Genomic DNA, 24,448 nt, shown 5'->3' on the forward strand with positions numbered 1-24,448 from the left:
GGTACTCCTTTCATTCGTCGTACAGGGCTTGCAGGCGCTGGCGCAGGTACAGCACGGCGTAGCGCTTGCGGGCCAATAAAGTGTTGATCGAGACGCCGGTCTCCGCCGCCATCTCCTTGAAACTGATGCCGTCCAGCTCGTGGGCGATGAACACATCGCGCTGGTTGACGGGCAAGGCTTCCAGCGCGCGCTGCAGTTCTTCCAGCAGCATGGCGCGGGTGTAGGCCGCTTCCGGGCCGCCGTCAGGGGAGGGCAGCATCAGGTCGAGGCGGCAGTCCTCGTCCTCGTCGCCGTTGCCCAGGTCGTCCAGGGCGACTTCCTTTTTCTTGCGAAAGCGGTCGATGATGCGGTTGCGCGCCACCCGGAACAGCCAGGCGCTGACCTGTTCGATTGGTTCCGGCAGGTGGTAAGCCTGGGTAAACTCGTAGAACACGTCTTGCAGGATATCGTCGGCGTCGGTCTGGTCGGCCACGCGGCGGCGGATGAAGTGCCACAAGCGCGAACGCTCGCGCAACACGGTCGCGGTGATGGCCTGATCTTGCTCGGTTATTGTTGGTGGTGCGGTCATAGACAGAAAGACGGTCCAAGGCCAGGAATATTGTAATGCTCAGGATGATCTTTGGCGGAAACAATTTATTAAGATAGTATTGATAACATTTCCTCTAAATTCAGAGACGGATACAACAATGCAAAAAGTTCGGCTACTGGTATTTGGCTTGGTTGCGGCAGTGGCGTGCGGGTATGTCGCGCCATCACCGGCCAAGGCCTCCGGCGATATCACGTGTGGTCTGGGGCCGCCGCCAGGCTCCAGTGACTTTGCCACGTTTGAAGCACGCCAGGCGGCAGAAGTGCGGCGGGTTGGCTATGAAACGGTGTGCGAGGCGAACCTGGCACGGTTCGACATCGGTTCGGACCTGCGCCCGCTGGCAGCGGTGGTTTCGAAGTTGGATTTTCAACCGGTTGATTTGACCGGCACACCCTTCAACGCTTTTTCAAGTATCGGCGCGCTCGCCGAGGAAGTATCGGGGGTGAAATCGCGGCTGTATCGCAGCTTCCGGATGCCTGATGGGCACACCGTGACCTTGTTTGAAGACGATCTCTCGGCGGACGGGTTGCGGATGTATCGGGACCCGAAAGACGAGCCTGAGCGCATCAATGGTTTCCCCGCGCGCCTGGTGACCCTGCAAGCGCCGAATGGCAAGGCCATGTCGATCATCAGCTGGGTTGAGCACCAGCGTAGCTATGAGCTGTGGCTGGACGCTAACGTCATCCTGGAAAAGAAAAAACCAGCGTTGCTGGCGCTGGCAGCCTCGCTGCCTAAATCCGTCCCGGCGCGGAAAGATGTAAACCAATAACCGGATCGGTGCGGCTGGCCTGACCGGTTTCGACGTGGCCGGCGAGGCGGCGCAACCAGTGCGGATCGGCGTTCGTGGTGATGCTGAGGTCGTACCAGCCGTGGCTGGCGTCCAGCTTGCAGATCACGGTGCCGGTCTGGCCGGCGGCCACGGTGTGTCTGACCGGCGCGGCGCCGTAGGCGTTGTCGTTGATGAGAAAGTGGCAAGCTTGCCGGCCGTGCTGGTTGGACAGCAGCAGGCTGATGCTGCCGTCGGCGCGCTGGTGGCGGGCTTGCAGTTCCGGGCCGGCGCTGGCTATACCCTGGAATTGGCGCAGGAAGCCGTTGGCGCCATGCACGCGCAATTCGTAAGCGCCGTCGACATGCCACGGTTCGCTATCAATCTTTTTGCCCGCTTCGACCGTGTAGTACCACGGGCCGTTCACGTGCAGGCTGGAGTAGACGATGAAGGCGGCACCGGCGGCGCCATCGTTGGCGAAACTCAGTGCAAACTGCTGCGGACCAGTCGACTGGCCGTGCACCGCCAACTCGTACGGCAGCGCGCAGGCGCGACGCGGACCGCTGGCCGGCTGCGGCTCCTGCTTCGGCAACGTCTGGTTGACGGGTGGTTGCGGATACGGTTTGCCGGAGACGCGCGCATAGGCCGCAGTCGGCGGCACGCTGGCCGGCCAGTCGCGGTTGGGCGTGGTGAAATCGAAGACCGAGGTCAGGTCGCCGCATACGGCGCGACGCCATGGCGAGATGTGCTCGCATTGCACGGCTGAACGCTGCTTGCCTTTGGCCACCAGCCACTCTTCCAGGAAGCGTAGCTGCGAGGTGTGATCGAATAGCTGCGAGCACACGCGGCCACCGCGGCTCCATGGCGAAATCACCAGCATCGGCACACGCGGTCCGAGGCCGACCGGTTCGCCCTGATAGGTTTCGTGGACGCCGATCTCGGCCAGCGTGGTCTTGCCCATGGACGGATTGAGCGGCGCCAGGTTTGACGGCACTTGGTCGAAGAAGCCGTCGTTCTCGTCGTACATCAGCAGGAACACGGTCTTGGACCAGACATCCGGATTGGCCACCAGCGCCGCCAGCAGACGCGCGGTGATCTGTTCGCCGGCGTTGGGCGAGTTGGGCGAGTGTTCGGTGTAATCGTTCGGCGAGCAGATCCACGACACCTGCGGCAGGCGGTTGTGGCGGACGTCATCGGCGAAGCTGTTCACCAGCCAGTCGGCCGTGGTGCCGGTGGCGTTGGTGGCGGTTGAGCCCGGCGCCAGCGCGCGGCCTTTCTGGTACAGCGGCGCATCCTCCGCCAGACGGCTGCCGTCGGCGTTGACGCGGAAATTGCGGAAATAGGCTAGGTAGTTATCGCCGTAGTTATCCCATTCCTGATACACCTTCCAGCTGACCTGATTGGCTTCCAGCACCTCGGCATAAGTGCGCCAGTTGGGTGCGCCGTTGATGACCTCCGGCGTGATGTTGTCCAGCGCCGGATCGCCGTTGAAGTAGCCCGCCGCATTGACGTTGTACAGCTTGCCCATGGTGCCGATCCAGCCCTGGCTGGTGCCGGTCAGCGCGTACATGCGGTTCGGGTCGGTGGCGCCGAAGATCGAGCAGTGGTAGGCGTCGCAGATGGTGAAGGCGTCGGCCAGCGCATAGTAGAAGGGCAGGTCGCCACGGTCGAAGTAGCCCATCGATTGCGGCGTTTTGCGTTTGACCCATGCGTCCCAGCCTTGCCAGCTGGCTTGCGCGCCTTTCCACGTGTGGTCGGTGCCGAGCGAGAGCGCGCTGGTGTTTTTGGCGTCGAAGTGGAACGGCAGCACATGGCCGCCGGCAGCATCCGGCTGGTACCAGACCGGACGGCCATCAGGCAGTTTGATGGCGCGCGGATCGTCAAAGCCGCGTACGCCGGACAGTGTGCCGAAGTAGTGGTCGAAGGAACGGTTTTCCTGCATGAAGATCACCACGTGCTCAATGTCCGCCAGCGTGCCGGTGACATGGTTGGCGGGCACCGCCAGCGCGTCACGGATCAGGTCGGGGAACAGGGTGGCGGCACCGCCCGCACCAGCGGCGTAGCGGAGAAATTGACGGCGGTTGATCGACATGCTGGCAGAGGAGAAATAGCTGAAGCGCCGATCATAGCGGGCGAATGTGACAGGCCGATGGCGCGCCTAGCGCTTGTTTTTAGGCTCGACCTGGTCGAGCATGCGCATCACTTCCGCCGGTACGGTGTCGCCGCGTCGCTTCAGCAGAATGGATTTGTTGTCTGGCCAGGTGCAGGTCAGCGTCTGGTCAGCCTGCGCGTGGCGGCAGTTAATGTCGAATTCTGCTTTCATGCCCGGTACGCCTTCAGGAAGAAAAGGGTGCAGCACCAGTGTGTCGCCGTCCATTCTGGCGTGGAGCGGGAAGCCGATGAGCGTGCGCGGCCCCGGCTTGCCGTCATCGACACCATCGGTGCGGCGCGCCGGTGCGCTCGAACCGGCAGGGGCAGCAGCGCTGCGCAAAGCAGGGCAAGAATCCGTTTCATCTGTTTTCCAATTTGTAAGATGCAAAAAATACCATCACATGCTTTAATATGTCAATTTTATAATTTCCAAAAAGGAATATTGCATGGGGATGGTTTATTGCCGCGGCTGCGCCAAGGAGATTCACGAAACGGCGCCGACGTGCCCGCAATGCGGCGCACCGCAGTTTGCTGCCGCTGCACACAACCCGAATCGCTCGGACAAGGACTTCGCCGTCACACTGCTGCTGTGCTTCTTCGTCGGCTTCCTGGGCGTGCATCGCTTTTATGTCGGCAAGATCGGCACCGGCTTGCTGCAACTGTTCACCTTCGGCGGATTGGGCATTTGGGCGTTTATCGACTTCATCCTGGTGGCGCTGGGCCATTTTACCGACAGCGACGGCCGCGAAGTTACTTACCGCTGATCGCGTCCGCGCCCGGCCGGGCCATTTTGGCTTCCAGTGCCGCGATGAATTTCGCGTCCATCGGCATGCTGCCGGGCGCATTTTCAGCCAGCTGGATCTTGCTCCAGGCGCCGCGATAGTCACCCGTGTAGTACAGCAGAATGGCCCAGTTTTGCAAATTGGCGGCGTGATCAGGGTGCTGCTGGTAGATGGCGTCGAAGCGTTTGGCCGCGTCGGCCAGCAGTGCTTTGTCCTTGGTTTGCAGGCCGACTACCGACACGGCCTTGGCATAGTCCACCTCGAAATCCACATTGCCCCGCAATTGAGGCTCGGCCTCGGCCATTAGCTTGAGCGCCTCGGGACGCTTGCCCTTGGCGCTTTCCAGCACCGCCATGCCCCATAACGCCGGTCCATTTGAGTGATCCAACAGCCATGCCTGGTTGAAGCGCCGCATGGCGTCTTGCGGCGCATTTTTGCGCACCAAGCTCCAGCCGAGCAGTGCTACCTGCTCCGCCGCCTTGGCGCGGTCGCCGCCGGTCTGCCGGTCGACCTCATCGAGAAAACTTTGATCGGCAGCTTGCTGCTGCTCGGTTTTGGCCACCAGGCCGTACTTGGGCTCCAGATTGATATTCTGGGCGGCGACGGTCTGATGCAGGGCGGTGCCGAGAATCAGCGCGAGCAGGAGAGAAGTGAGGGATGTTTTCATTTCGACAGCATAGCATTTTATTTAATGCCTGAATCGCATCTGCGTTATCGCCATAACAGACGGTGGCTTTCGCGCGCACCATGATGGTGGTCCGCGAAAGCAACCCCGAAAGGCGAATATGAAACAGATGTCGAAGAAAGTGCTGGCCGTAGCACTGGTGGCTGCGCTCGGTTCTAGCTGGGCATTGGCCCAAACCGCTCCGCAAGGCCAGGCCACGCCTGCTGCGGATAACACGAAGATGAATAATCGCGACAAAGGCGATCCCGCACAAACGCCGCAAACGCAGTCGAACGCCAAGGCCGACCGCGACCTGCTGGCCTCGGTGCGCCGGACCATCGTCAAAGACAAGTCGCTGTCCACGTCCGCTCACAACATCAAGATCCTGGTCGAAAACGGCGTCGTCACGCTGCGCGGCCCGGTGAAAAGCGATGAAGAGAAATCCAAGGTCGAGTCGCTCGCCAAATCGGTGGCCGGCGTGACCAGCGTCGACAACAAAGTCGACATCAAAACCAACTAATTCGGAGAAACCATTATGAGTACTGCTGTCTATTGCATCGCCCAGGACCACGCCCACGCCGAGAACATCGTCAACAACCTGAAAGAGTCGGGCTTCTCAGCCAACGAGATCTCGGTGCTGTTCCCGGATAAATCCGGCACCCGCGATTTCGCCCACGAACAAAACACCAAGATGCCCGAAGGCGCGGCCACCGGCGGCATCGCCGGCATGGGCACCGGCGCGGTGCTGGGCTGGCTGGCCGGCATCGGCACGCTGGCGATTCCGGGCATCGGCCCATTCATCGCTGCCGGCCCGATCATGGCGGCCCTGGGCGGCGCGGCAGTCGGCGGCGCAGCCGGCGGCCTGATCGGCGGCCTGGTGGGCATGGGCATCCCGGAGTACGAAGCCAAGCTGTACGACGGCAAAGTCCGTGACGGCAATGTGCTGATTTCGGTGCACACGGATAAATCCGACCAGGTCAAACTGGTCAAGGAAATCTTCGAACGCAACAACGCGACCGACATCAAGTCGACCTCGGAAGCCAGCGCGCCATCGCACTAAGCTGATATCCCAATGAAAAAGGCCGCCAGAATGCTCTGGCGGCCTTTTTTTATCGGCTAACCGGGATTAACGGTCGCCGTAGGTGCGGCGTTGGCCGTCGTTGCTGCGTGGGTTGCTGCCTTTGTAGCCGCCGCCCTTGTAGCCTTCGCCGGTAGCGCTGCCTTCGCGGCGTGGCGCGCCGGCGCTGCTGCCTGGCTTGCTGAACGAACGCTGGCCTGGCTTGGCGCCGCCACGGTTGTCGCCTGGTTTCCAGCCGCCTGGACGTGCCGACGAGCGTGGCGCCGAAGCGGTTTTCTTCGGCTCGTAGCCTTCGACCACATTCACCGGAATCAGTTGCTTGGTGAAGCGTTCGATGCGTTTGACGTTCATGCCTTCTGCGTGGTTGACCAGCGAGATTGCGTGACCGTTACGGCCAGCGCGGCCGGTACGACCGATGCGGTGGACGTAATCTTCCGGGAACTTCGGCAGATCGTAGTTGAACACGTGGGTGATCGATGGGACGTCGATACCGCGTGCCGCGACGTCGGTGGCGATCAGGATCTTGACCGAACCGCGACGCAGGCTGTCCAGGGTGCGGTTACGCGCGCCCTGGTGCATGTCGCCGTGCAGTGCGGCAGCCGAGAAACCGGCGATGTTCAGACGGTCGGCGATGGTGTCGGCGTCACGCTTGGTGGCAGTGAACACCACAGCCTGATCCAGCGTTTCGTCGCGCAGCAGGTGATCCAGCAGGCGATTCTTGTGCGACAGATCGTCGACGAAGTGCACGCGCTGGGTAATGTTTTCGTGCTTGTTGGCGGCGCTCAGGATCTGGATCACTTGCGGATCCTTGGTGATGCGGCGCGCCATGTTGCCGACCACGCCGTCCAGCGTGGCCGAGAACAGCATGGTTTGACGGTTGGCCGGGGTGGCGGCAACGATTTTCTCGATGTCGTCGATGAAACCCATGTCCAGCATGCGGTCGGCTTCGTCCAGCACCAGGATTTCCAGTTGCGAGAAGTCGATCTTGCCCGATTCCATGTGGTCGATCAGACGGCCTGGGGTGGCCACCAGGATTTCAGGATTCTTGGCCAGCAGTTGCATCTGCTTAGGGTAAGGCATACCGCCCAGGATCGACACGGCCTTAATGCGGCGCAGGTTGACGCTGTATTTGTCGGTATTGGTGGTTACCTGCAGGGCCAGTTCGCGGGTCGGGGTCAACACCAGCATTTTTGGCTGTGCAGCTTTGAAACGTGGACGCTCGCCACGGGCACGGGCGGCTTGCATTTCTTGATTAGGAGTCTTGCCGGCGGTGGCCGGATCGATCTCGGACAAACGGTGCAGCGACGGCAGCATAAAGGCTGCAGTCTTGCCGGAACCAGTTTGCGAGGAAACTAACAAGTCCTTGCCTGCGATCGCGGCAGGGATGGCCTGCTGCTGAACTGGAGTCGGCGCGGTGTAGCCGGCGTCGGTCAGGGCTTTAATGATGGACGTGTTGAGACCAAGTGCTTCAAATGTCATGCTGTTCTTTCGTAAAAACCAAGCGTCCCCGCTGTCATAGCGGAACGCGAAATAGCAACGCCTACCAAAACGAAATGACTCAATCAGAATCGAAAGAAATTTCGGCACAAAAGCTTTGCGCCGGGACGGTGTCATGTAACGACACCAGAGGCGGGAGGGCTTTATAAGGGCACCAGGAATGATGCGCTGAGGCTGCGATGCTGCTTAACTTACTACTGGCTGAACAATCGGTGTCGCTTTGTTATCGGCACGCGCATTGCAGGCTAGACAGCTATTATGCCTTGTTTTGCCTTGTTTGTACAGCGTGCCTAAGGAAGCGCTCCTATCGTGCGCGCGGTTCATTGTCTTTAAGATAATTTATTGCTTTTATCAGCGACGGGGGACGTATGCGGTGGAGCACTGTTGGAATGGGTTGTCTGCTGGCGCAGATCTGCGTGGCGGCGCCGGTGACGGAATTGAAACCGCAGGAGCTCGCCGCCTTCGTGGCCAAACATGACTATGTGGTGGTGCAGATGACCTCGCCCGATTTGAGCTGCGGCTATTGCAAGGGCGCCGACGACACCTTCGACCGGGCGGCCGCCTTGCCCCATGAGCCCAAGCTGGTCTATGCACGGGTCCAGTGGAAGCCATGGCGCGAAATACCCGACTTCGGCCCGCTGGTGCGGGTGTACGGGGTGCCGGAGCAGTATGTGTTCCGCAACGGCAAAGCGCTGGGCGGTACTGGCGGACGTCCGGCCAGCGCCGCCGGGCTGTTGACGCAAGTCGATCAGGTGATCGCCGATCCGCCATTCCTGCGGCCGAAGCAGGAGCCGGTGGCCGACCAGCCGGTGCAGCCGCTCAGCGATACCGAACGCGCCAGCGTCAAGCTGGGCATCCGGCGCGATTTCCTCACCGCCGTCAGCAGCGCTTGCGGCCGTCTGTTCCCGGCGCACAAGGCTAACTACGATGGCGCCGTGCAAAGCTGGCGCTCCGCCAACGAGGCCGGGCTGAAGCAGGCTGATGTGCTGATGCTCACCCGCAGCAGTCGTGCCGACGCGCTGGCCATGCGTCCGCTGGCCGAGGAAGAGAAGCGCAGCTTGCAGTCGTGGCAGACCGGCAAGCTGGGCATTTCGCAGCAGGGCGCGCCGACAATGGCCGATTGCGACAAGTTCTACAGCAGCCTGGCCGGCTTACCGTGATTTGTATCTATTTGTAATCCCGTAACCCCGTTTTAGCCGCCATCACGATACACCCTGCAATGCCGGCATCAGCTGGCGCAAAGGGGATCGTTATGTGGAACAAAATAATCGTGGCCGGCTTGCTGGTGGTGGCGGGGCTGGCGCAGGCGCAGGAGCAACGCGCTAGTGCACCAATGACATTGCGCGCGCGGCCGCCGATGGTGCCGCCGCTGATGGTGGTGCAGGGCGCCGAGCAGCCGGTGCGGCTGCAAAGCCTGAAGGTGGACGCCGCGCTCAGCGGCAGCATGGCGCAGACCACGCTGCGCATGGTGTTCTTCAATCCGAACCAGCGTCCGCTGGAAGGCAAGTTGCAGTTCCCGTTGTTGCCGGGACAGCGGATCAGCGCCTTCGCGCTGGACCTGGAAGGCAAGATGCGGGCGGCGGTGCCGGTCGAGAAGGCGCGTGGCCGGCAGATCCTGGAGGCGGTGGAGCGCACCCGCATTGACCCGGCCTTGCTGGAGCAAACCCAGGGCAACAATTTCCAGTTGCGGGTGTTTCCGATTCCTGCGCAGGGCACGCGCACGGTGGAGTTGACATACATCGAGACGCTCGACCGCGAAGGCGCGAACTGGGCCTATCGCTTGCCACTGGCGTATGGCGAGCTGGAGCAGGGCGTGGCGTTGCACGTGTCCGTGGCCGGCGAGGCGCCGCCGCAAGCCAGCGGCAACATCGGCGACATCGTCTTCGAGCGCATTGGCGATGGCTACCAGGCTCAGCTGACGCGCGCGACATATTCGGCCAGCGGCGTGCTCAAGCTGCTGGTGCCGTCGGCGGCAGCGCCGCAAACCTATGTGCAGCAGATTGGCGGCGAAACGTATTTCCTGGCCGAGATGCCGGCCAGCACGCAGCGGACGCCGCGTGCGCTGCCCAAGGTGGTGGGCTTGCTGTGGGACAGTTCCGGCTCCGGCGCGCAGCGTCAGCACGATGCCGAATTGGTCGAGCTGGATCGCTATTTCAAAGCGGTGGGCAATGGCGAGGTGCGGCTGACCCGGCTGCGTGACCGGCCTGAAGCGGTGCAGCGATTCCGCATCGTCAATGGCGACTGGCAGACCTTGCGCAAGGCGCTGCAAGACACGGTATATGACGGCGCTAGCGCGCTGGCCGATTGGCAGCCACAGGCAGAGGTCAACGAGTACCTGCTGGTCAGCGACGGCTTGATGAATTATGGCGGCAAGCAATTCCCGCAGTTGTCGCCGCGCCAGCGCTTGTATGTGATGAACTCGGCGGTGTCAGCTGATACTGCGCGCTTGTCGGCGCTGGCCGAGCGCAACGGCGGCAAGCTGCTGACGGTGCAAGCCGATCGTCCGGGCGCGGCCGCCGAGATGTTATTGACCGACGGCCTGCAAGTGCGGCTGGTGAGCGCGCGCGGCGCGACCGATGTGTTGATTCACGACGACGATGCGCCGCTGGGCATGCTGCGCGTGTCCGGCAAGCTGATTGCGCCGACGGCGGAGCTGAAGCTGGAGTTGTTGAAGCAGGACAGGGCGACGCCGCTGCTAGTCGAGGTAGCGGCGAGTGCGCCGTCGCATCCATTGGCGGCGCGTACCTGGGCGGGCTACAAGCTGCATCAGCTGGAAGCGGATTACGAATTGCATCGTGCCGCGATTCGCCGGCTGGGTACCCAGTTCAGCATGCCGACACGCGAGACCTCGCTGCTGGTCCTGGATCGGCTGGAGGATTATGTGCGCTACGACGTGCAGCCGCCGGCCGAATTACAGGCAGCGTTCGACGCGCTGAAGCGGATGCGCGGCGGCGAGCTGACGCTGCGCCGGACTAACCAGCTGGAGCGGGTAGTGCAGCAATTCCAGCACAAGCTGGCGTGGTGGGAAGGCAATCATCCGAAGCCGATGCCATACCCGGCGTACCGTGAGAATAAGTTGACGCGGGTTGAGGTGACGGGGAGGGCGAACGGTGCGGACAAGGCGACCACCAATGAGCTGGCGATGCGCTCACCGCCGCCGGCACCGTCTGCATTATCTGCACCACTTGCACCGCCACCAGCGTCGCCTGCTCCTCCTGCTCCACCTGCGCCGGCACCGGAGCCGCTGTCGTATGCATCCGGCGTGTTCCAGCGCACGCCGAGTCCGGTGGTGATTGCCGGTGCAACTACTCGGCACATGCGGCCGGGTGCTGAACCTATGCAGCCATCCGGCGAGATCACGGTCAGCCTCAAGCGCTGGGATGCAAATTCGAGTTACATCGCCCGCATGAAGGCGGCGCGGCCAGACCAGCTGTATGCGATTTATCTGGACGAGCGGCCCTCGTACCTGAACAGCAGCGCGTTCTACATCGATGTGGCGGACCAGCTGTTTGCGCGTGGTCAGCGCGATCTGGCGTTGCGCGTGCTGTCCAATCTGGCGGAGATGGATCTGGAAAACCGCCAGGTGCTGCGCATTCTGGGCTATCGCTTGTTGCAGGCCGGGCAGCCTGAGCTGGCGATTCCGGTATTCGAGAAAATCCGCGAGCTGGCCGAAGAAGAGCCGCAATCGTTCCGCGATCTGGGCCTGGCCTACGCTGCTGCTGGCCATTTGCAGCAGGCGATTGACCAGTTGTACGAGGTGGCGATACGGCCGTGGGACGGCCGCTTTGCCGAAATCGAGCTGATTGCGCTGGCGGATATGAATGCGATTATCGCGTCGCCCGGCAAGGTGAAGCTGGACACCAGCCGCATCGATCCGCGTCTGTTAAAAAACATGCCGCTGGATATGCGCGTAGTGCTGAGCTGGGATGCCGATAATTCCGATATGGATTTGTGGGTCACCGATCCGACTGGCGAACGCTGCTACTACGGCCATCGCTTCACGGAGCAGGGCGGACGGTTGTCGGTGGACTTTACTGGCGGTTATGGGCCGGAGGAGTTTTCGCTGCGGCATGCGATGCCGGGCAAGTACAAGGTCGAGGCCAACTTCTTCGGCAGCCGCCAGCAGGTGGTGGCCGGTGCCACGACCTTGCAACTGAAATTGACCAGCGGCTTTGGCCGCGCCGGCGCACGCGATCAGATGGTGACGGTGCGGTTGAGCGGACGCGGGGAGACGGTGCTGGTGGGTGAGTTTGAGGTGAAGTAATCAGTTGATGGCGTCGATTCGCTTGGCCAGCTGTTCCGGCACTGGATAGTCGGGATAGGCCAGGTTGAATTTGCGCCATTCTTCGCGCGCGTCCTGGCGCAGGTCGGCTTTCAGCATTTCGTCGATGACGTGCAGCCACTCGGCGGCGCGGGCAGTATCGGCGGGCGACATGGCCTTGCGCGCGGAGCCGGTGACAGTGACCAAGGTCGGCGCCGTCGCAGCCGCAACGACGGTCGTAGCCGAGGTCGCAGGCGCGGGTGCTGGCGGTGGCGCAGGTGGTGCCGCATATGACAGCGGTGCCGAAATCGGTGCGCTTGCCACCGGCGGCGGAATGGCGGCTGCCAGATTGGCGATCGGGGCCGAGCGGGCGCGCACGAAGTGTTCCGCGGGTGGCGTGATGGCAATCGGCTCTGGCACTTTGTCGGCATCGGCCAGCAATGATGGCGCCGACTTGCCGGCCGACTCAGCGCGCAGTGTGGATGGCGCCGGCGCCGGTCGCGCAGCGCTCGGTGACGGCGCAATGTAGCCGCTCGGCGACGCGGCCGCGATGGTGACATGTTCTGGCGCTGCGGACGGCAGGGCAGGCGGCTCTGCCGCTTGCGGCGTGCTGGCGACTGGCTTCTGCTCTGGCGCCGCTGCTGTCATTTGCGCCTGTTGAGCATAGTCGCCACGCTGCCATTCCAGCGTCAGCAGTAAGACGCCGACCAAGCTGGCGGCCAGCGCTGCGGGCGCACGCCAGCGCGCCATATTGGCCGCCGGCCGCCGCGTCGCGACCTGCGTGACGCTGCCGGCTTGGGCTGCTTGTACAGCCGGCGCATTCTGCGTGGCTGGTGTAGTCTCTGCGGCTTGCGCCTGTTGCACCGTCTGCGCCGCGCGCTCCTGCGCCAGTTGCGCTTCAATCGACGCCATGATCGCGTCATTCACTTGCTTCGGCGCTTCCGGCTGCGCCAATGCTGCCAGCTGGCGCGACAGGTCGTCGCGGCCGGCGAGAAACTCGTCCAGCTCAGCATCATCCTGCAGATTGTGATCGCCGTTGCTCATGCCTGCTCCTCCTGCGCGGCCATGCCGGCCGACAGCTGTTCGCGTAATTTTCGCATGGCGTAGCGTAGCCTGCTCTTGACGGTTTCAATCGGCGCGTCGGTCAGTGTCGCAATCTCCTCCAGCGACAAACCACTGAACTGCTGCAACACCAGCGCCTCCTTTTGCTCGCCCGGCAGCGCCCGAATCGCCTGGTGCAGCGCGGAATTCATCTGCTGCGACTCCAGCTCCGCATCAGCCGCCGGGCCTTGCGGCTCCGGCGCTTCATCGGCGGACAGCAGCGGCGACTGGCGCTGCAAATCCACCAGCCGGTTGCGCGCGATCTGATACAGGAAGGTGCGAAAACTGGCGCTCGGCACATACCGCCCGCGCGCCTGATGCAAACCAATCCACGCCTCCTGCGCCACCTCATCCACCCAATCCCGGCGCGGTGAGCGCCACGCGACAAAGCGGTACAGCCCACGCTGATGGCGCTGGTACAGCTCGCGGAAAGCGGCCAGGTCGCCATCGGCGTAGCGCAGCATCAGGGTTTCATCGGAAGGCTCGGTTGACATACATGCAAGTGTAGCCGCATCACCAAACTGCCGCAATGTCTGGCGGTTTAATCTGCCGGTGCCGCCAATATCGCTTTCACTTGCTGCTTGCCCGCAACCGACAGCACCGGCTGTAACTGCCGATAGGGAACGGTCGTCGGTACGATGCACTCCTTGGCCCCGCTGCGCGCGCGCGGCAGGAACGTCAGGCCTTGCGCGGCCGGATAGATCAGTCCTTGCTCCAGTGTGAAGGTGACTTGCGCAGCGCAGTCAGGATTCGGATGACGGTAGGCTTGCCAGATCAGCTGCGACAGCGTGCCTGCATAGCTTGCCTTTTCGGTTTGCACTTCGTATTGGCTGGCAATGACGGCATCCGGATCGGACAGCCAGCGGAGGATTTCCACCTTCGCACCCGTTTGCAGATTCAGGATATCGGTCCGCGCATCGTCGAATCGATAGTCTTCTTCACAGGCGTGCGGATGATGGCGCGCGATCACGGCGAGGTCACTGGTCAGCAGTAGCAACTGGTCTTCGTACAGCGGAATGGCGAATTGCTGCGTCCGGTCGCGCAGCCAGGCGTAGGCGCGGCAGTTCAGCGCCATCTCCGCATAGTTCAGCATGGCCTGGTGTTGCGCGTCATTGATGGCGACGATCGCCGGCGCCTTGCCATACAGCCGGATGCTGCGCGCCTCGGGCATCACTGCCACGCCCACCTGATCGTAAGGCTGGCCGCCTTTCCGGCCTTTGGCGATATTCTTGATGAGACTGGCGTTGAGAGAGTAATAGCCCAGCGAATGCTCGGCTTTCAGCGGGAAGGTCAGGCGGCCATCGCCCGTGCGCCAGGTGCCGGTGAGCGTTTCGTCGTCGCCGCACTCCAGGCTAAGGTGGCCGAGCGCCACGCCGTCGGGATTGACGGCCTGCCACCCACCAGCGGGATCGGGGAGCAGGAAGTTGTCGTCCAGATGCTGATTGAGGAGGAAGCGGCCGGCCAGCTGCTTGTCTGCGCCCAGCCAGGGGCCGAAAGTCATGCGGATGGGCGCGTCGTCGATGAAGACCTGCCAGTTCTGTTCCAGGCAGTTGTCTTGCGCCTGGGCGGTGGCGCTCAGCAGCAGACAGGCGGTAAGCAGGATTCGTGGTGTCATGGCGGCAGATATAAAAAACGCCCTGTCGAGCAGGGCGTTCTGATGCGGTCGAAGCAGGAAGGCTTATTGGTAGTCTTCTGCGTTCAGGCCCATGACGTGCGAGAAGCCGCCGTCGACGTAGGTGATTTCACCGGTGATGCCGGAGGCCAGGTCCGACAGCAGGAAGGCGGCGGTGTTGCCGACTTCTTCGATGGTGACGTTGCGGCGCAGCGGCGCGTGCGACGAGGCAAAGCCCAGTAGCTTGCCGAAGTCCTTGATGCCCGACGCAGCCAGGGTCTTGATCGGACCGGCCGAGATGCCGTTCGAGCGGATGCCCAGCTTGCCCAGGTTTTCCGCCAGGTAGCGTACCGACGCTTCCAGCGAGGCTTTGGCCAGGCCCATGGTGTTGTAGTAAGGAATGGCGCGGACCGCACCCAGGTACGACAGGGTCAGCACCGACGAACCGTTTTTCAGCAGCGGCAGCGCGGCCTTGGCCATGGCCGGGAAGCTGTAGGCCGAGATGTCGTGGGCGATGCGGAAGTTCTCGCGGCTCAGGCCGTCCAGGAATTCGCCGGCGATGGCTTCGCGCGGCGCAAAGCCGATCGCGTGCACCAGGCCATCCAGCTGCGACCAGCTCTTGCCCAGGTCGGCGAACAGCGCGTCGATCTGCTCGTCGCTGCCGACGTCGCAGTCGAATACCAGCTTGCTGTCGAATTCAGCGGCGAATTCGGTGATGCGGTCTTTAAAACGTTCGCCGACGTAGGTGAACGCCAGTTCGGCGCCTTCGCGATGGCAAGCCTTGGCGATACCGTAAGCGATGGAACGGTTCGACAGCAAACCAGTGATGAGGATTTTTTTGCCTTGCAAGAACGCCATAGGGACTCCGATTGCAACTGCGTGCCGGGCTCGCTCTCGGAGCTGGCTGGCGACGTCAGTGGGGTTGTGTTTTTTTAGTGTGCGAGGTGCGCAAGTATTGCCCGACACGCAAGAGCAAGATTGTAGGACGTGTCAGCCTTGACTGCAACCTCTGAATCGCGGCCGCCGGCCCCGGCTACGCGGGGTCCGGCGGCGGCCATCAGTTGGCTTTGCGGTGTTTTTTGCTGCTGCTGTCGCGCGAGACGCGGGCTTTCACCAGCGAAACAGGGCTCGACTTGTCGGACTTGCCGGCTTTCGGCAGCTTGTAGCCCTTGGCCGTCTTGCCGCTGGCGCGTTCCGCTTCATACGAGACGGTGGCGCTTTCGGCCACGTCCGGGGCGATGTCGCCCACCGACGCCGAAATCTTCGGCACCAGAATGGTGGAGCCGGCTTTCAGCACCGAGTTCTGCGGAATATTGTTGGCCTGGCGGATGACTTCCGGCGAGGTGTGGAAGCGCGAAGCCAACGTACGGATCGATTCGCGCGCGCTGGTGATCTTGTGGGTCGACCAGGTGGACAGTTCCTTGGTCCATTGGGCCAGATTCAGGTGGAACTTCTCGGCGTTTTCCTTCGGCAGCAAAATCTTGGTCTGGTCGTCGCCGGTGATGACCGGGCGTTTGAACTGCGGATTGAGCGCCTTGAATTCGTCCACCGACAGCTCGGCCAGGTGGGCCGCCACGGTCAGGTCGATATCGCTGGTCTTGTCGACCGCCGTGAAGTACGGCGAATTGTCGATCACCGGCAGGTTCAGGCCGTATTGCTGCGGGTTGGCGACGATGTTCTTTACCGCCTGCAGTTTGGGCACGTAATTGCGGGTCTCGGCCGGCATCAGGTCGGCCAGGCTTTCAAAGTCGGTCGGCTTGCCGGCGGCTTGATTGCGTTTGATGGCTTTCTGCACCGAGCCTTCGCCCCAGTTATAGGCGGCCAGGGCCAGTTGCCAGTCGCCAAACATATCGTACAGGCGTTGCAGATAGGTCAGGGCGGCGTCGGTCGAAGCCAGGATGCCGCGGCGTTCGTCCTTGAAGGCGTCTTGCTTCAGGTTGAAGTCGCGGCCGGTGCCCGGCACAAACTGCCACATGCCGGCCGCGTTGGCGCTCGACAGGGCGTTCGGGTTGAAGGCGGATTCGATAAATGGCAGCAGCGCCAGTTCGGTCGGCATGCCGCGCTTTTCCAGCTCGGAGACGACGTGGAACAGGTACAGCGAAGCGCGCGCAGTGGTGCGGGCGATGTAGTCGGGACGGGTGGCGTACCAGTTAACATGCTTGGCCACCAGGTCATTGCTGACATCGGGAATCGCGTAACCGCTGCGAATCCGGCCCCACACATCTTTTTCGCGGAAAGCATCTTCGTCCACCAGTTTGGCGGACTTGGTTTTCAGGGAAGCGACATCGGGAACGGGGAATTTCGGCAGGGGAGACAGCGCGGTGGTGACCGTCGGCAGATCTGTTGCGTGCTCGTAGGCGTGGGACAGTGCGGGCGCGAGTAGCGCCACCAATGTGGCCAGGACTGCGGTTTTGGGAATGCGTGCTTGCATAGTTTTCCGTGAGTTAGCGAGAAGAAACTTCGCGTGGACTATGAATTAAACGTGGAGTGTACGAAGGTCCCTCCCATCAGTCAAGGAATATGTCACCCTTGTGACAAATTCTTATATGCAACAATTCCCGTTAAATAAGCGTCAGATGCCGGCAAATTGACAGAAGTAAATGAGGAACATAGGCGCGGTGGCGAAGAGTGCGTACAATCCTGCTTTTGTGTAGTGATTGAGGAATAGCAATATGAGCAGCCCCGCCATCGACCGCGATGTGGTCATCGCCGATACCGTCCAGTGGCTGGAAAAGGCCGTCATTGGCCTGAACCTGTGCCCGTTCGCCAAGAGCGTGCACGTCAAAAAACAAGTGCGTTACGTAGTCACCGAGGCGGAAACGCCGGAAGAGCTGCTGGAAAAGTTAATGGAAGAGTTACAGCATCTGGCCGACAACGATGCGGAAAAGATCGACACCACGCTGCTGATCCATCCGAACGTACTGACCGATTTCTTCGACTACAACGAATTCCTGGACGTGGCCGACGCCGCGCTGGAAGACCTGGGGCTCGACGGTTTCCTGCAAGTGGCCAGTTTCCACCCGCAGTACCAGTTCGACGGCACCGACGTCAACGACATCAGCAACTACACCAACCGCTCGCCGTATCCGACCCTGCACCTGCTGCGCGAAGACAGCATCGACCGTGCGGTTGAAGCCTTCCCCGAAGCATCTGATATTTTCGACAAGAATATCGAGACGCTGGAAAAACTCGGTCACGACGGCTGGGACAAGCTGATGGAAAAGCCATGAGCGACCTGCCGGTCCGTCCGGACACGCCGTGCGTGGCAGTCTGCTCGACCACCTTTGACGAAATCTGCCGCGGCTGCGGCCGCTCGGTGGTCGAGGTGGCGCATTGGGTGTCGATGACACCCGAGGCCAAAGAAATCGTCTGGCAGCGCATCCTGGCGCAGGGTTACCCGCGCCGGAATACCTGAGCCTGTAGATTAATACGAACCGATAAAGTCTTTTTTGCCAATTTCCAGGCCGTTATGGCGCAGGATGTCGTACGCGGTGGTGGCGTGGAAGTAGAAGTGCGGCAGCGCGTAGTGGAACAGATAGGTCTGGCCCACGAAATGCTTGGTCTTCTCGCCGCTGCCGGTGGTGATGGCGCGGTCTTCGCTGCCTTCGATCTGCGCCTGCGGCACGCTGTCGATATACGCCAGCGTTTTGGCGATGCGCGCTTTCAGGTCGGCAAACGTTACTTCCTTGTCTTCATACGACGGCACTTCCTGGCCACCCAGGCGGGCGGCCGCACCCTTGGCGAAATCGCAAGCGATCTGGATCTGGCGGGTGAACGGCAGCATGTCCGGGAACAAACGATATTGCAGCAGCGCGTTCGGATCGATCTTCTTGTCTGCGGCGTGCACTTCAGCCTTGTCAAGGATGGCGGTCAGGCTGTTCAGAATCTGCTTAAACACAGGAATGGAAGCGGTGTACATCGAGAACGTGGTCATGGTGAATTCCTATGTGTGGGAAAAGAGCCGCGATCATAGCGCGCCTGTGGGATTTTTGCCGGTTCTGGCATTTTTTTTGCATATTTGCGTAGCTATTCCGTGCATAATTCCTACTAAGTAACAACCTTAGACTGATGATGCAAATTAATCAATACGCAGTGCCGGTGCATGACTAGCACGATTTACCAAAGACTTCGCGCCCGCCTCAGTGCGCTGTATGGCCTGTCCATCTATGGCGCTCTGCTGTTGGTGGTATTCGGCGGCCTGGTCATCCCTGCGATTATCGGCAGCTACCTGCTGATCGGCGTGCACGAGCAGCAGTCGGCGCGCGTTGCGCTGAACGAATCGTTGCAGCGCAACGCCGACATCCTGGCGCTGGGCATGCAGGAATCCCTGTGGAATATGAATGCCGAATCGGCCCACTCGCTGGTCGAGTCGGTGATGCGCGACCGTTCGGTGCTGCAAGTGCAGGTGGTCGGCCAGGCCGATACCCAATTCATGCACGTGCGCTCGCCGCGCGTGGCCAGTGGTAACGTTTATCGTGCCGATCGCGAGATCCTGGTGCGCGGCGAGCGCATCGGCCGCATCATGGTGGAAATGGATGATGCCCGCAGCCAGCAGGAGTTGCGCGAGAAGCAGCTGTCCTATGTGTTTGTGCTGGCGGCGCAGCTGACCGTCTCGCTGCTGCTGATCGTGCTGTTCCTGAATGCGCGCCTGATCAAACCGTTGCGCAAGCTGATGCGCTTTTCCGACCGCCTGTCGCACGGCGACTTTGAAACCCGGCTGGACGTCACCGGCAGCGATGAACTGGGCCGCCTGGCGCAGCAGCTGGAGCAGATGCGGGTGGCGATCAAGCGCCTGTTCGAGGACATCGGCCAGCGCGAGGAACGCTTCCGCACCATCGTCACGCAGGTGCCGGGCGCCGTGTTCCGCTTCCGTCCGGACGGCCCGATTGACTTCGTCTCCGACGCCATCGCCGACATCTCCGGCTACTCGGCGGCGCAATTCATGCGCAGCACTACGCATTCCTGGACCAATCTGATTGCGCCGGAAGACCGCAAGAAACAGCGCCGCGTCATCGCTCAGGCGATTAGCGACGGACAGCCGTACGAAATCGAATACCGTATTCAAGACGCCGCCGGCGCGGTGCGCTGGGTGCAGGAAAACGGCCAGCCACAGCCCTCCGAGGCCGACCGCGATGCGCCATGGGTAGACGGCATCATCTCCGACATCAGCCAGCGCAAGCATAATGAAATGCGCATCGAAGCGCTGCTGGCCGAGCAGAGCGCGATTCTGGACAACGTGATGTTCGGCGTGATGTTCGTTCGCCACCGGACCATCGTCTCGGTCAACCGCCGCTGCGAAGAACTGTTCGGCTACGAAGCGGGCGCGATGACCGGCGCCTCGACCTCGATCGTTTTCATGACCGCGTTCGAGTACGAATCTGCCGGCGCGCGCCAGTATCCATCGCTGGCGCAAGGTGACTACTTCAGCGAGGAACGCCAGTACCGCCGCAAGGATGGCAGCACCTTCTGGTGCATGGTCAGCGGCTGTGCGCTGGACCAGAACCGCGCCAATGAAGGCAGCATCTGGGTGTATGCCGACATCACCGCGCGCAAGGAAGCGGAAGAAAAACTGCGCCTGTCCGCCACAGTCATCGAGCACATTGCCGACGGCGTGGTGGTGCTGGATGCTGAGGGCACCATTGTCGCCGTCAATCCGGCCTTCACCCAGATCACCGGCTACACCGAGGCCGAAGCGATGGGCCGCGACCGCACGCTGACGCGCTCCGGCCGCCACGAACAGTCGTTCTACGAAGATATGTGGCAGGAGCAGATGGACAAAGGCTTCTGGCGCGGCGAGCTTTGGAGCGTGCGCAAGAACGGCGAGATGTACCTCGAATTCCTGACCGTGAGCGCGGTGCGCGACACGCGCGGTCGCGCCACCCATTACGTCGGCGTATTCAGCGACATCACCAAGGCCAAGGAGTCGCAGGAAAAGCTGGACCACCTGGCGCACCACGATCCCTTGACGGCGCTGCCGAACCGCCTGCTGTTCCACGACCGCTTGCAGCACGCCTTGCTGCGCGCCGCGCGCGACGGCGAACAACTGGCGCTGCTGTTCATCGACCTGGATCGCTTCAAGAACGTCAATGACACACTGGGTCACCACATCGGCGACGAGCTGCTGAAGCAAGTGGCTAAGGCGCTGCAAGACCGCCTGCGCGAAGGCGATACGCTGGCGCGTCTGGGCGGCGATGAATTCATCGTGCTGCTGGAGAATATCGAGAACCAGTACGGCGCCAGCCAGGTGGCCGAGAAGCTGGTGCAGATGTTCGAGGAGCCGTTCATGGTGGCCGGCCACGAATTGTTCGTCACCTGCAGCGTGGGCATTTCGCTGTTCCCGGACGACGCGGCCGACCTGAATATGCTGATCCGTAACGCCGACGTGGCCATGTACCAGGCCAAGGCGCGCGGCCGCAATGGCTTCAGCTTCTACGCGCCGTCGATGACCGGAGAGGGCGTCGAGCGCCTGCGCCTGGAGACCTTCCTGCGCCGCTCGATCGAGAAGGAAGAAATCTTCCTCAATTACCAGCCGCAGGTGGAAATCGACACCGGTCGCCTGGTGGGGGTGGAAGCGCTGGTGCGCTGGAACCATCCGGAGTTGGGGCTGATCCCGCCGATCCGCTTCATTCCGCTGGCCGAGGATACGGGCTTCATCAACCAGCTGGGCAAGTGGGTGCTGCACGAAGCCTGTCGCCAGATGGTGCGCTGGCAGGACGCCGGCCTGCATGTGCCCAAGATCGCGGTCAACCTGTCGGCCAAGCAGTTCGAGCGCGGCTCCATTGTCAACATGGTGGCCGACATCCTGCGCGACACGGGTCTTGAGCCGCAACGCCTGCAACTGGAAGTGACCGAGTCTGTGATCATGAACACCGGCGACGCCATGGTCTTCATCAACGACCTGCACTCGATCGGGGTGGCGCTGGCGATTGACGATTTCGGCACCGGCTACTCGTCGCTGGCCTACCTGAAGCAGCTGCCGGTGCAAACGCTGAAGATCGACCGCTCCTTCATCAAGGACATCTCGACCGACGTGAATGACGAAGCGATTGCCATTGCGATTATTCAGCTGGGCAAGAGCATGAACCTGTCGGTGATCGCCGAAGGCGTGGAGACCGAAGAGCAGGCGGCCTTCCTGCTGCGTCATGGCTGCAATCTGGCGCAGGGCTACTTCTACAGCCGCCCGGTGTTGGCGGATGATATGCTGGTGCGCTGGAAAAAATAAAAACCAAGCAGGAGACGTTTATGCAGGGAGCGAAAAAACCATCGCGCCGCCGCTTTATCTTGGGCGGCCTGGCGGTGGGTGGCGCATTGGTGGTTGGCTGGGGCTTAACGCCGCCACGCCAGCGCCTGAATGGCAGTCATCCACTGCCGCTGGATGCCGACAGCGTGGCCTTGAACGGTTGGGTGGGCATCGGCAAGGACGGCACCGTGACCGTCGCCATGCCGCGCAGCGAAATGGGACAGGGCGTGTACACCGCGCTGCCGATGCTGGTGGCCGAGGAACTGGATGTGCCGCTGTCCGCAGTGCGCCTGGTGCAGGCTCCCATCGATAAAATCTTCGGCAATATCGCCATGCTCAAGGACGGACTGCCATTCCATCCGGATGATACGGGACGCCTGAAGTCCACCGTCAGCTGGGTGGTCGGCAAGGTCGCGCGCGAACTGGGATTGATCATCACCGGCGGCTCCTCCAGCGTCAAGGACGCGTGGGAGCCGATGCGCGAAGCCGGCGCCACCGCGCGCGCCATGCTGGTCGCCGCTGCCGCCACCGAATGGTCGGTCAGCGTAGTGGACTGCCGCACCGAGGACGGCCACGTGCTGCATGCGGATGGCCGCAAGCTGGCGTATGGCGCGCTGGCCGCCAAAGCCGTCAACGCCAGGCCTGGCGAAGTGCGCCTCAAGACGCCGCAGGAATTCAAATTGATCGGCAAGCCGCAGCCGCGCCGCGACACGCCCTCCAAGGTAAATGGCACGGCCATCTTCGGCATCGATGCGCGGCCGGCCGGCATGCTGTATGCGGCGGTGCGCATGTCGCCGGTGATCGGCGGCACGGTCGCCAGCGTGAACAGTGCGGCGGCGTTGAAGATGCCGGGCGTGGTCAAGGTGGTCGATTACTCCGCCTCGCTGACGGAAAAGACCGGCGCCGGCGCCGGCGTAGCGGTCATCGCCAAAAGCTACTGGCAAGCCAAGCAGGCCGCGCTGGCGCTGGAGATCCAATGGAATGACGGTCCGCTGGCCAAGCTGTCCAGTGACGCCATCTACGCCGACTTCGCCACGCGCCTCGACAAGGAAGACGGCCACGCCTACTACCAGGCCGGCGACATGGATGCGGTGGAAGGCAAGGCCGCCGGCGTCGCCAAAACGCTGAACGTGGAATACCGCGCGCCATATCTGGCACATGCAGCCATGGAGCCGGTCAACTGCACCGCGCAGGTCAAGGACGGCAAGGTGCGTGTGTGGGCGCCGACGCAGTCGCCGGGTTTTGCGGTGGAGGTGGCGGCCAAGGTAGGAGGCGTCTCGGCCGATAACGTGGTGCTGGAAGTGACCTTGCTAGGCGGCGGCTTTGGCCGGCGGCTGGATGTGGACATGGTGGCGCAGGCGGTGGCTATCGCCAAGCAGGCGGACGGCTACCCGGTGCAGATGATCTGGTCGCGCGAGGACGACACCACCCACGACGTCTATCGCCCGGCGGCGCTGGCGCGCTTCAGCGCCACGCTGGACGCGGCGGGCAATGTGCTGGGCTACGATAACAAGTCGGCCAGCGGCTCGATCGGCCACCAGTTCTTCAAGCGCAATCTGGGGCTGCCAGCAGGAGGCCCGGACAAGACCACGGCCGAAGGCGAATTCGATATGCAGTACCACTTCGCCAACCAGCGCATTCGTCATGTGATCGTGGATAGTGCGGTGCCGCTGGGGTATTGGCGTTCGGTCGGCCATTCGCATAACGCCTTCTTCAAAGAGAGCTTTATCGACGAACTGGCGCATGCGGCAGGCAAGGACAGCGTGACGTTCCGTCGCGACCTGCTGGCGCAGCACCCGCGCCACCTGGCGGTGCTCAATGCGGCGGTGGCCAAGGCCGGCACGGCGCCGCAAGGCCGCGCGCATGGCGTGGCGCTGCACCAGTCGTTCGGCACCATCGTCGCGCAGGTGGCGGAAGTGTCGGTGGAAGGCACGGAGATCCGCGTTCATCGCGTGGTCTGTGCCATCGATTGCGGGCTGGCGGTCAATCCTAATATCGTCGCGCAGCAGGCCGAATCGGGTGTGATCTTTGGCTTGTCGGCGGCGCTGTTTGGCGCCGCCACCATCAAGGACGGCAAGGTTGAGCAGAGCAACTTCCACGACTACCCGGTGGTGCGCCTGAACCAGGCGCCGGAAGTGGAGACCATCATCCTGCCAAGCACCGCGCATCCCGAAGGCATGGGTGAACCGGCCACGCCGCCGATTGCGCCGGCCGTCGCCAACGCCGTCTTCAAGCTGACCGGCAAACGCCTTCGCAGCCTGCCGCTGACACTTTTATAAAACGTTGCGCAGCAGGGTGCGCAGGTTGCAGTTGCGCTGCCAGTCGGCGCGCTCGCTGTTGTTGATAATCAGCTCCTGCAATTCCTCGTCGCTCTGGGCGGCGGTCGACTGCACCAAACGGTGGGCCACGCCGACGTCCGGCAGCATGGTGCCGAAGAAGGCCACCAGTTCGTGGTGCTGGATCAGCAAGGTAGGGAAGTTTTCCACGTCCAGATCGCCGACCACGTCGGCCTGGTCTTCGATGTCGATCCAGATCAACAGTTTGTCCGGATGGCGCGCCGCCAGTTCGTCGAACGTGGCGCGGTAGGATTCGCAGGTGCCGCACCAGGCGGCACACAGGCAGGCGACGATCCAGCGGTCGCCGGCCAGGGCGGCGGCGATTTCTTCGCGGTTGTCGGAATTCAGGGTCAGGCTAGGCATTGGCGTGGTCG

Annotated in this window: 22 protein-coding genes; 10 read left to right on the forward strand and 12 right to left on the reverse strand. The window is 62.2% G+C overall.

Annotated elements, in window-relative coordinates; genetic code table 11:
* Window positions 1-10: 10 nt before the first annotated feature.
* Window positions 11-568: an RNA polymerase sigma factor gene (locus HH213_RS21680; protein ID WP_169113610.1), complete on the reverse strand. Its 558-nt coding sequence runs from the start codon at window positions 566-568 to the stop codon at window positions 11-13.
* Between the two features lie 118 nt (window positions 569-686).
* Between HH213_RS21680 and HH213_RS21685 the strand changes: the two genes are divergently transcribed.
* Complete coding sequence (locus tag HH213_RS21685; protein WP_169113611.1) at window positions 687-1,355, forward strand: hypothetical protein; 669 nt, start codon at window positions 687-689, stop codon at window positions 1,353-1,355.
* Here HH213_RS21685 and HH213_RS21690 read toward each other — a convergent pair.
* Entirely contained in the window at window positions 1,318-3,444 is a 2,127-nt protein-coding gene (locus HH213_RS21690; RefSeq protein WP_169113612.1) for a phosphocholine-specific phospholipase C, read from the reverse strand. The two genes, HH213_RS21685 and HH213_RS21690, sit on opposite strands and share 38 nt — an antisense overlap.
* A gap of 66 nt (window positions 3,445-3,510) precedes the next feature.
* Entirely contained in the window at window positions 3,511-3,843 is a 333-nt protein-coding gene (locus HH213_RS21695; protein WP_110848454.1) for a hypothetical protein, read from the reverse strand.
* Window positions 3,844-3,949: 106 nt separating this feature from the next.
* Here HH213_RS21695 and HH213_RS21700 point away from each other — a divergent pair, with 106 nt between their 5' ends.
* Window positions 3,950-4,267 (forward strand): TM2 domain-containing protein, encoded by a 318-nt coding sequence (locus HH213_RS21700; RefSeq protein ID WP_110848453.1) that lies wholly within the window; start codon window positions 3,950-3,952, stop codon window positions 4,265-4,267.
* Here the strand turns inward: HH213_RS21700 and HH213_RS21705 are convergent.
* Window positions 4,254-4,952, reverse strand: coding sequence for a tetratricopeptide repeat protein (locus HH213_RS21705; protein WP_169113613.1), 699 nt, complete (start codon window positions 4,950-4,952; stop codon window positions 4,254-4,256). The two genes, HH213_RS21700 and HH213_RS21705, sit on opposite strands and share 14 nt — an antisense overlap.
* Window positions 4,953-5,070: 118 nt before the next feature.
* Here HH213_RS21705 and HH213_RS21710 point away from each other — a divergent pair, with 118 nt between their 5' ends.
* Window positions 5,071-5,469: a BON domain-containing protein gene (locus tag HH213_RS21710; protein WP_229263100.1), complete on the forward strand. Its 399-nt coding sequence runs from the start codon at window positions 5,071-5,073 to the stop codon at window positions 5,467-5,469.
* A gap of 15 nt (window positions 5,470-5,484) precedes the next feature.
* Entirely contained in the window at window positions 5,485-6,009 is a 525-nt protein-coding gene (locus tag HH213_RS21715) for a hypothetical protein (RefSeq protein ID WP_110848451.1), read from the forward strand.
* Between the two features lie 66 nt (window positions 6,010-6,075).
* On the opposite strand, the gene HH213_RS21720 is transcribed toward HH213_RS21715, so the two are convergent.
* The gene (locus HH213_RS21720; protein WP_110848450.1) at window positions 6,076-7,506 is read right to left on the reverse strand and encodes a DEAD/DEAH box helicase; all 1,431 of its coding nucleotides are present in this window, start codon (window positions 7,504-7,506) and stop codon (window positions 6,076-6,078) included.
* 407 nt (window positions 7,507-7,913) lie between these two features.
* On the opposite strand from HH213_RS21720, the gene HH213_RS21725 reads away from it, so the two are divergent.
* A complete protein-coding gene (locus HH213_RS21725) occupies window positions 7,914-8,684 on the forward strand; it encodes a hypothetical protein (protein ID WP_169113614.1) in 771 nt (256 codons plus the stop codon).
* Window positions 8,685-8,776: 92 nt separating this feature from the next.
* Entirely contained in the window at window positions 8,777-11,788 is a 3,012-nt protein-coding gene (locus tag HH213_RS21730) for a DUF2135 domain-containing protein (protein ID WP_229263101.1), read from the forward strand.
* Here HH213_RS21730 and HH213_RS21735 read toward each other — a convergent pair whose 3' ends face one another.
* From HH213_RS21735 to HH213_RS21755, 5 genes are all read right to left on the reverse strand, one after another.
* Complete coding sequence (locus HH213_RS21735) at window positions 11,789-12,829, reverse strand: hypothetical protein (RefSeq protein ID WP_169113615.1); 1,041 nt, start codon at window positions 12,827-12,829, stop codon at window positions 11,789-11,791. It abuts the gene before it with no gap.
* Entirely contained in the window at window positions 12,826-13,380 is a 555-nt protein-coding gene (locus HH213_RS21740; RefSeq protein WP_169113616.1) for a sigma-70 family RNA polymerase sigma factor, read from the reverse strand. The genes HH213_RS21735 and HH213_RS21740 overlap by 4 nt, the downstream gene beginning before the upstream one ends.
* Window positions 13,381-13,427: 47 nt before the next feature.
* On the reverse strand, window positions 13,428-14,501 hold the full coding sequence (locus HH213_RS21745) for a hypothetical protein (protein ID WP_169113617.1): 1,074 nt from the start codon (window positions 14,499-14,501) through the stop codon (window positions 13,428-13,430).
* Between the two features lie 63 nt (window positions 14,502-14,564).
* Window positions 14,565-15,356, reverse strand: a complete 792-nt coding sequence (gene fabI, locus HH213_RS21750) for an enoyl-ACP reductase FabI (protein ID WP_110848445.1) — start codon at window positions 15,354-15,356, stop codon at window positions 14,565-14,567.
* 199 nt (window positions 15,357-15,555) lie between these two features.
* Entirely contained in the window at window positions 15,556-16,929 is a 1,374-nt protein-coding gene (locus HH213_RS21755) for a transglycosylase SLT domain-containing protein (RefSeq protein WP_169113618.1), read from the reverse strand.
* Window positions 16,930-17,170: 241 nt separating this feature from the next.
* Here HH213_RS21755 and HH213_RS21760 point away from each other — a divergent pair, with 241 nt between their 5' ends.
* Both HH213_RS21760 and HH213_RS21765 read left to right on the forward strand, forming a co-directional pair.
* The gene (locus HH213_RS21760) at window positions 17,171-17,728 is read left to right on the forward strand and encodes a DUF1415 domain-containing protein (RefSeq protein ID WP_169113619.1); all 558 of its coding nucleotides are present in this window, start codon (window positions 17,171-17,173) and stop codon (window positions 17,726-17,728) included.
* Complete coding sequence (locus tag HH213_RS21765; protein ID WP_110848442.1) at window positions 17,725-17,913, forward strand: DUF1289 domain-containing protein; 189 nt, start codon at window positions 17,725-17,727, stop codon at window positions 17,911-17,913. The genes HH213_RS21760 and HH213_RS21765 overlap by 4 nt, the downstream gene beginning before the upstream one ends.
* Window positions 17,914-17,922: 9 nt before the next feature.
* Here the strand turns inward: HH213_RS21765 and HH213_RS21770 are convergent, their stop codons facing one another.
* Window positions 17,923-18,432: a DUF1993 domain-containing protein gene (locus HH213_RS21770; protein ID WP_110848441.1), complete on the reverse strand. Its 510-nt coding sequence runs from the start codon at window positions 18,430-18,432 to the stop codon at window positions 17,923-17,925.
* A 168-nt stretch (window positions 18,433-18,600) separates the two neighbouring features.
* On the opposite strand from HH213_RS21770, the gene HH213_RS21775 reads away from it, so the two are divergent.
* Window positions 18,601-21,720: a bifunctional diguanylate cyclase/phosphodiesterase gene (locus HH213_RS21775; protein ID WP_169113620.1), complete on the forward strand. Its 3,120-nt coding sequence runs from the start codon at window positions 18,601-18,603 to the stop codon at window positions 21,718-21,720.
* 20 nt (window positions 21,721-21,740) lie between these two features.
* Window positions 21,741-24,017, forward strand: coding sequence for a xanthine dehydrogenase family protein molybdopterin-binding subunit (locus tag HH213_RS21780; RefSeq protein ID WP_169113621.1), 2,277 nt, complete (start codon window positions 21,741-21,743; stop codon window positions 24,015-24,017).
* Here the strand turns inward: HH213_RS21780 and HH213_RS21785 are convergent.
* Window positions 24,012-24,437, reverse strand: a complete 426-nt coding sequence (locus HH213_RS21785; RefSeq protein WP_169113622.1) for a thioredoxin family protein — start codon at window positions 24,435-24,437, stop codon at window positions 24,012-24,014. The genes HH213_RS21780 and HH213_RS21785 overlap by 6 nt on opposite strands.
* Between the last annotated feature and the right edge of the window lie 11 nt (window positions 24,438-24,448).

This window comes from Duganella dendranthematis (genome assembly GCF_012849375.1).
Classification (GTDB): Bacteria; Pseudomonadota; Gammaproteobacteria; order Burkholderiales; family Burkholderiaceae_D; genus Rugamonas; species Rugamonas dendranthematis.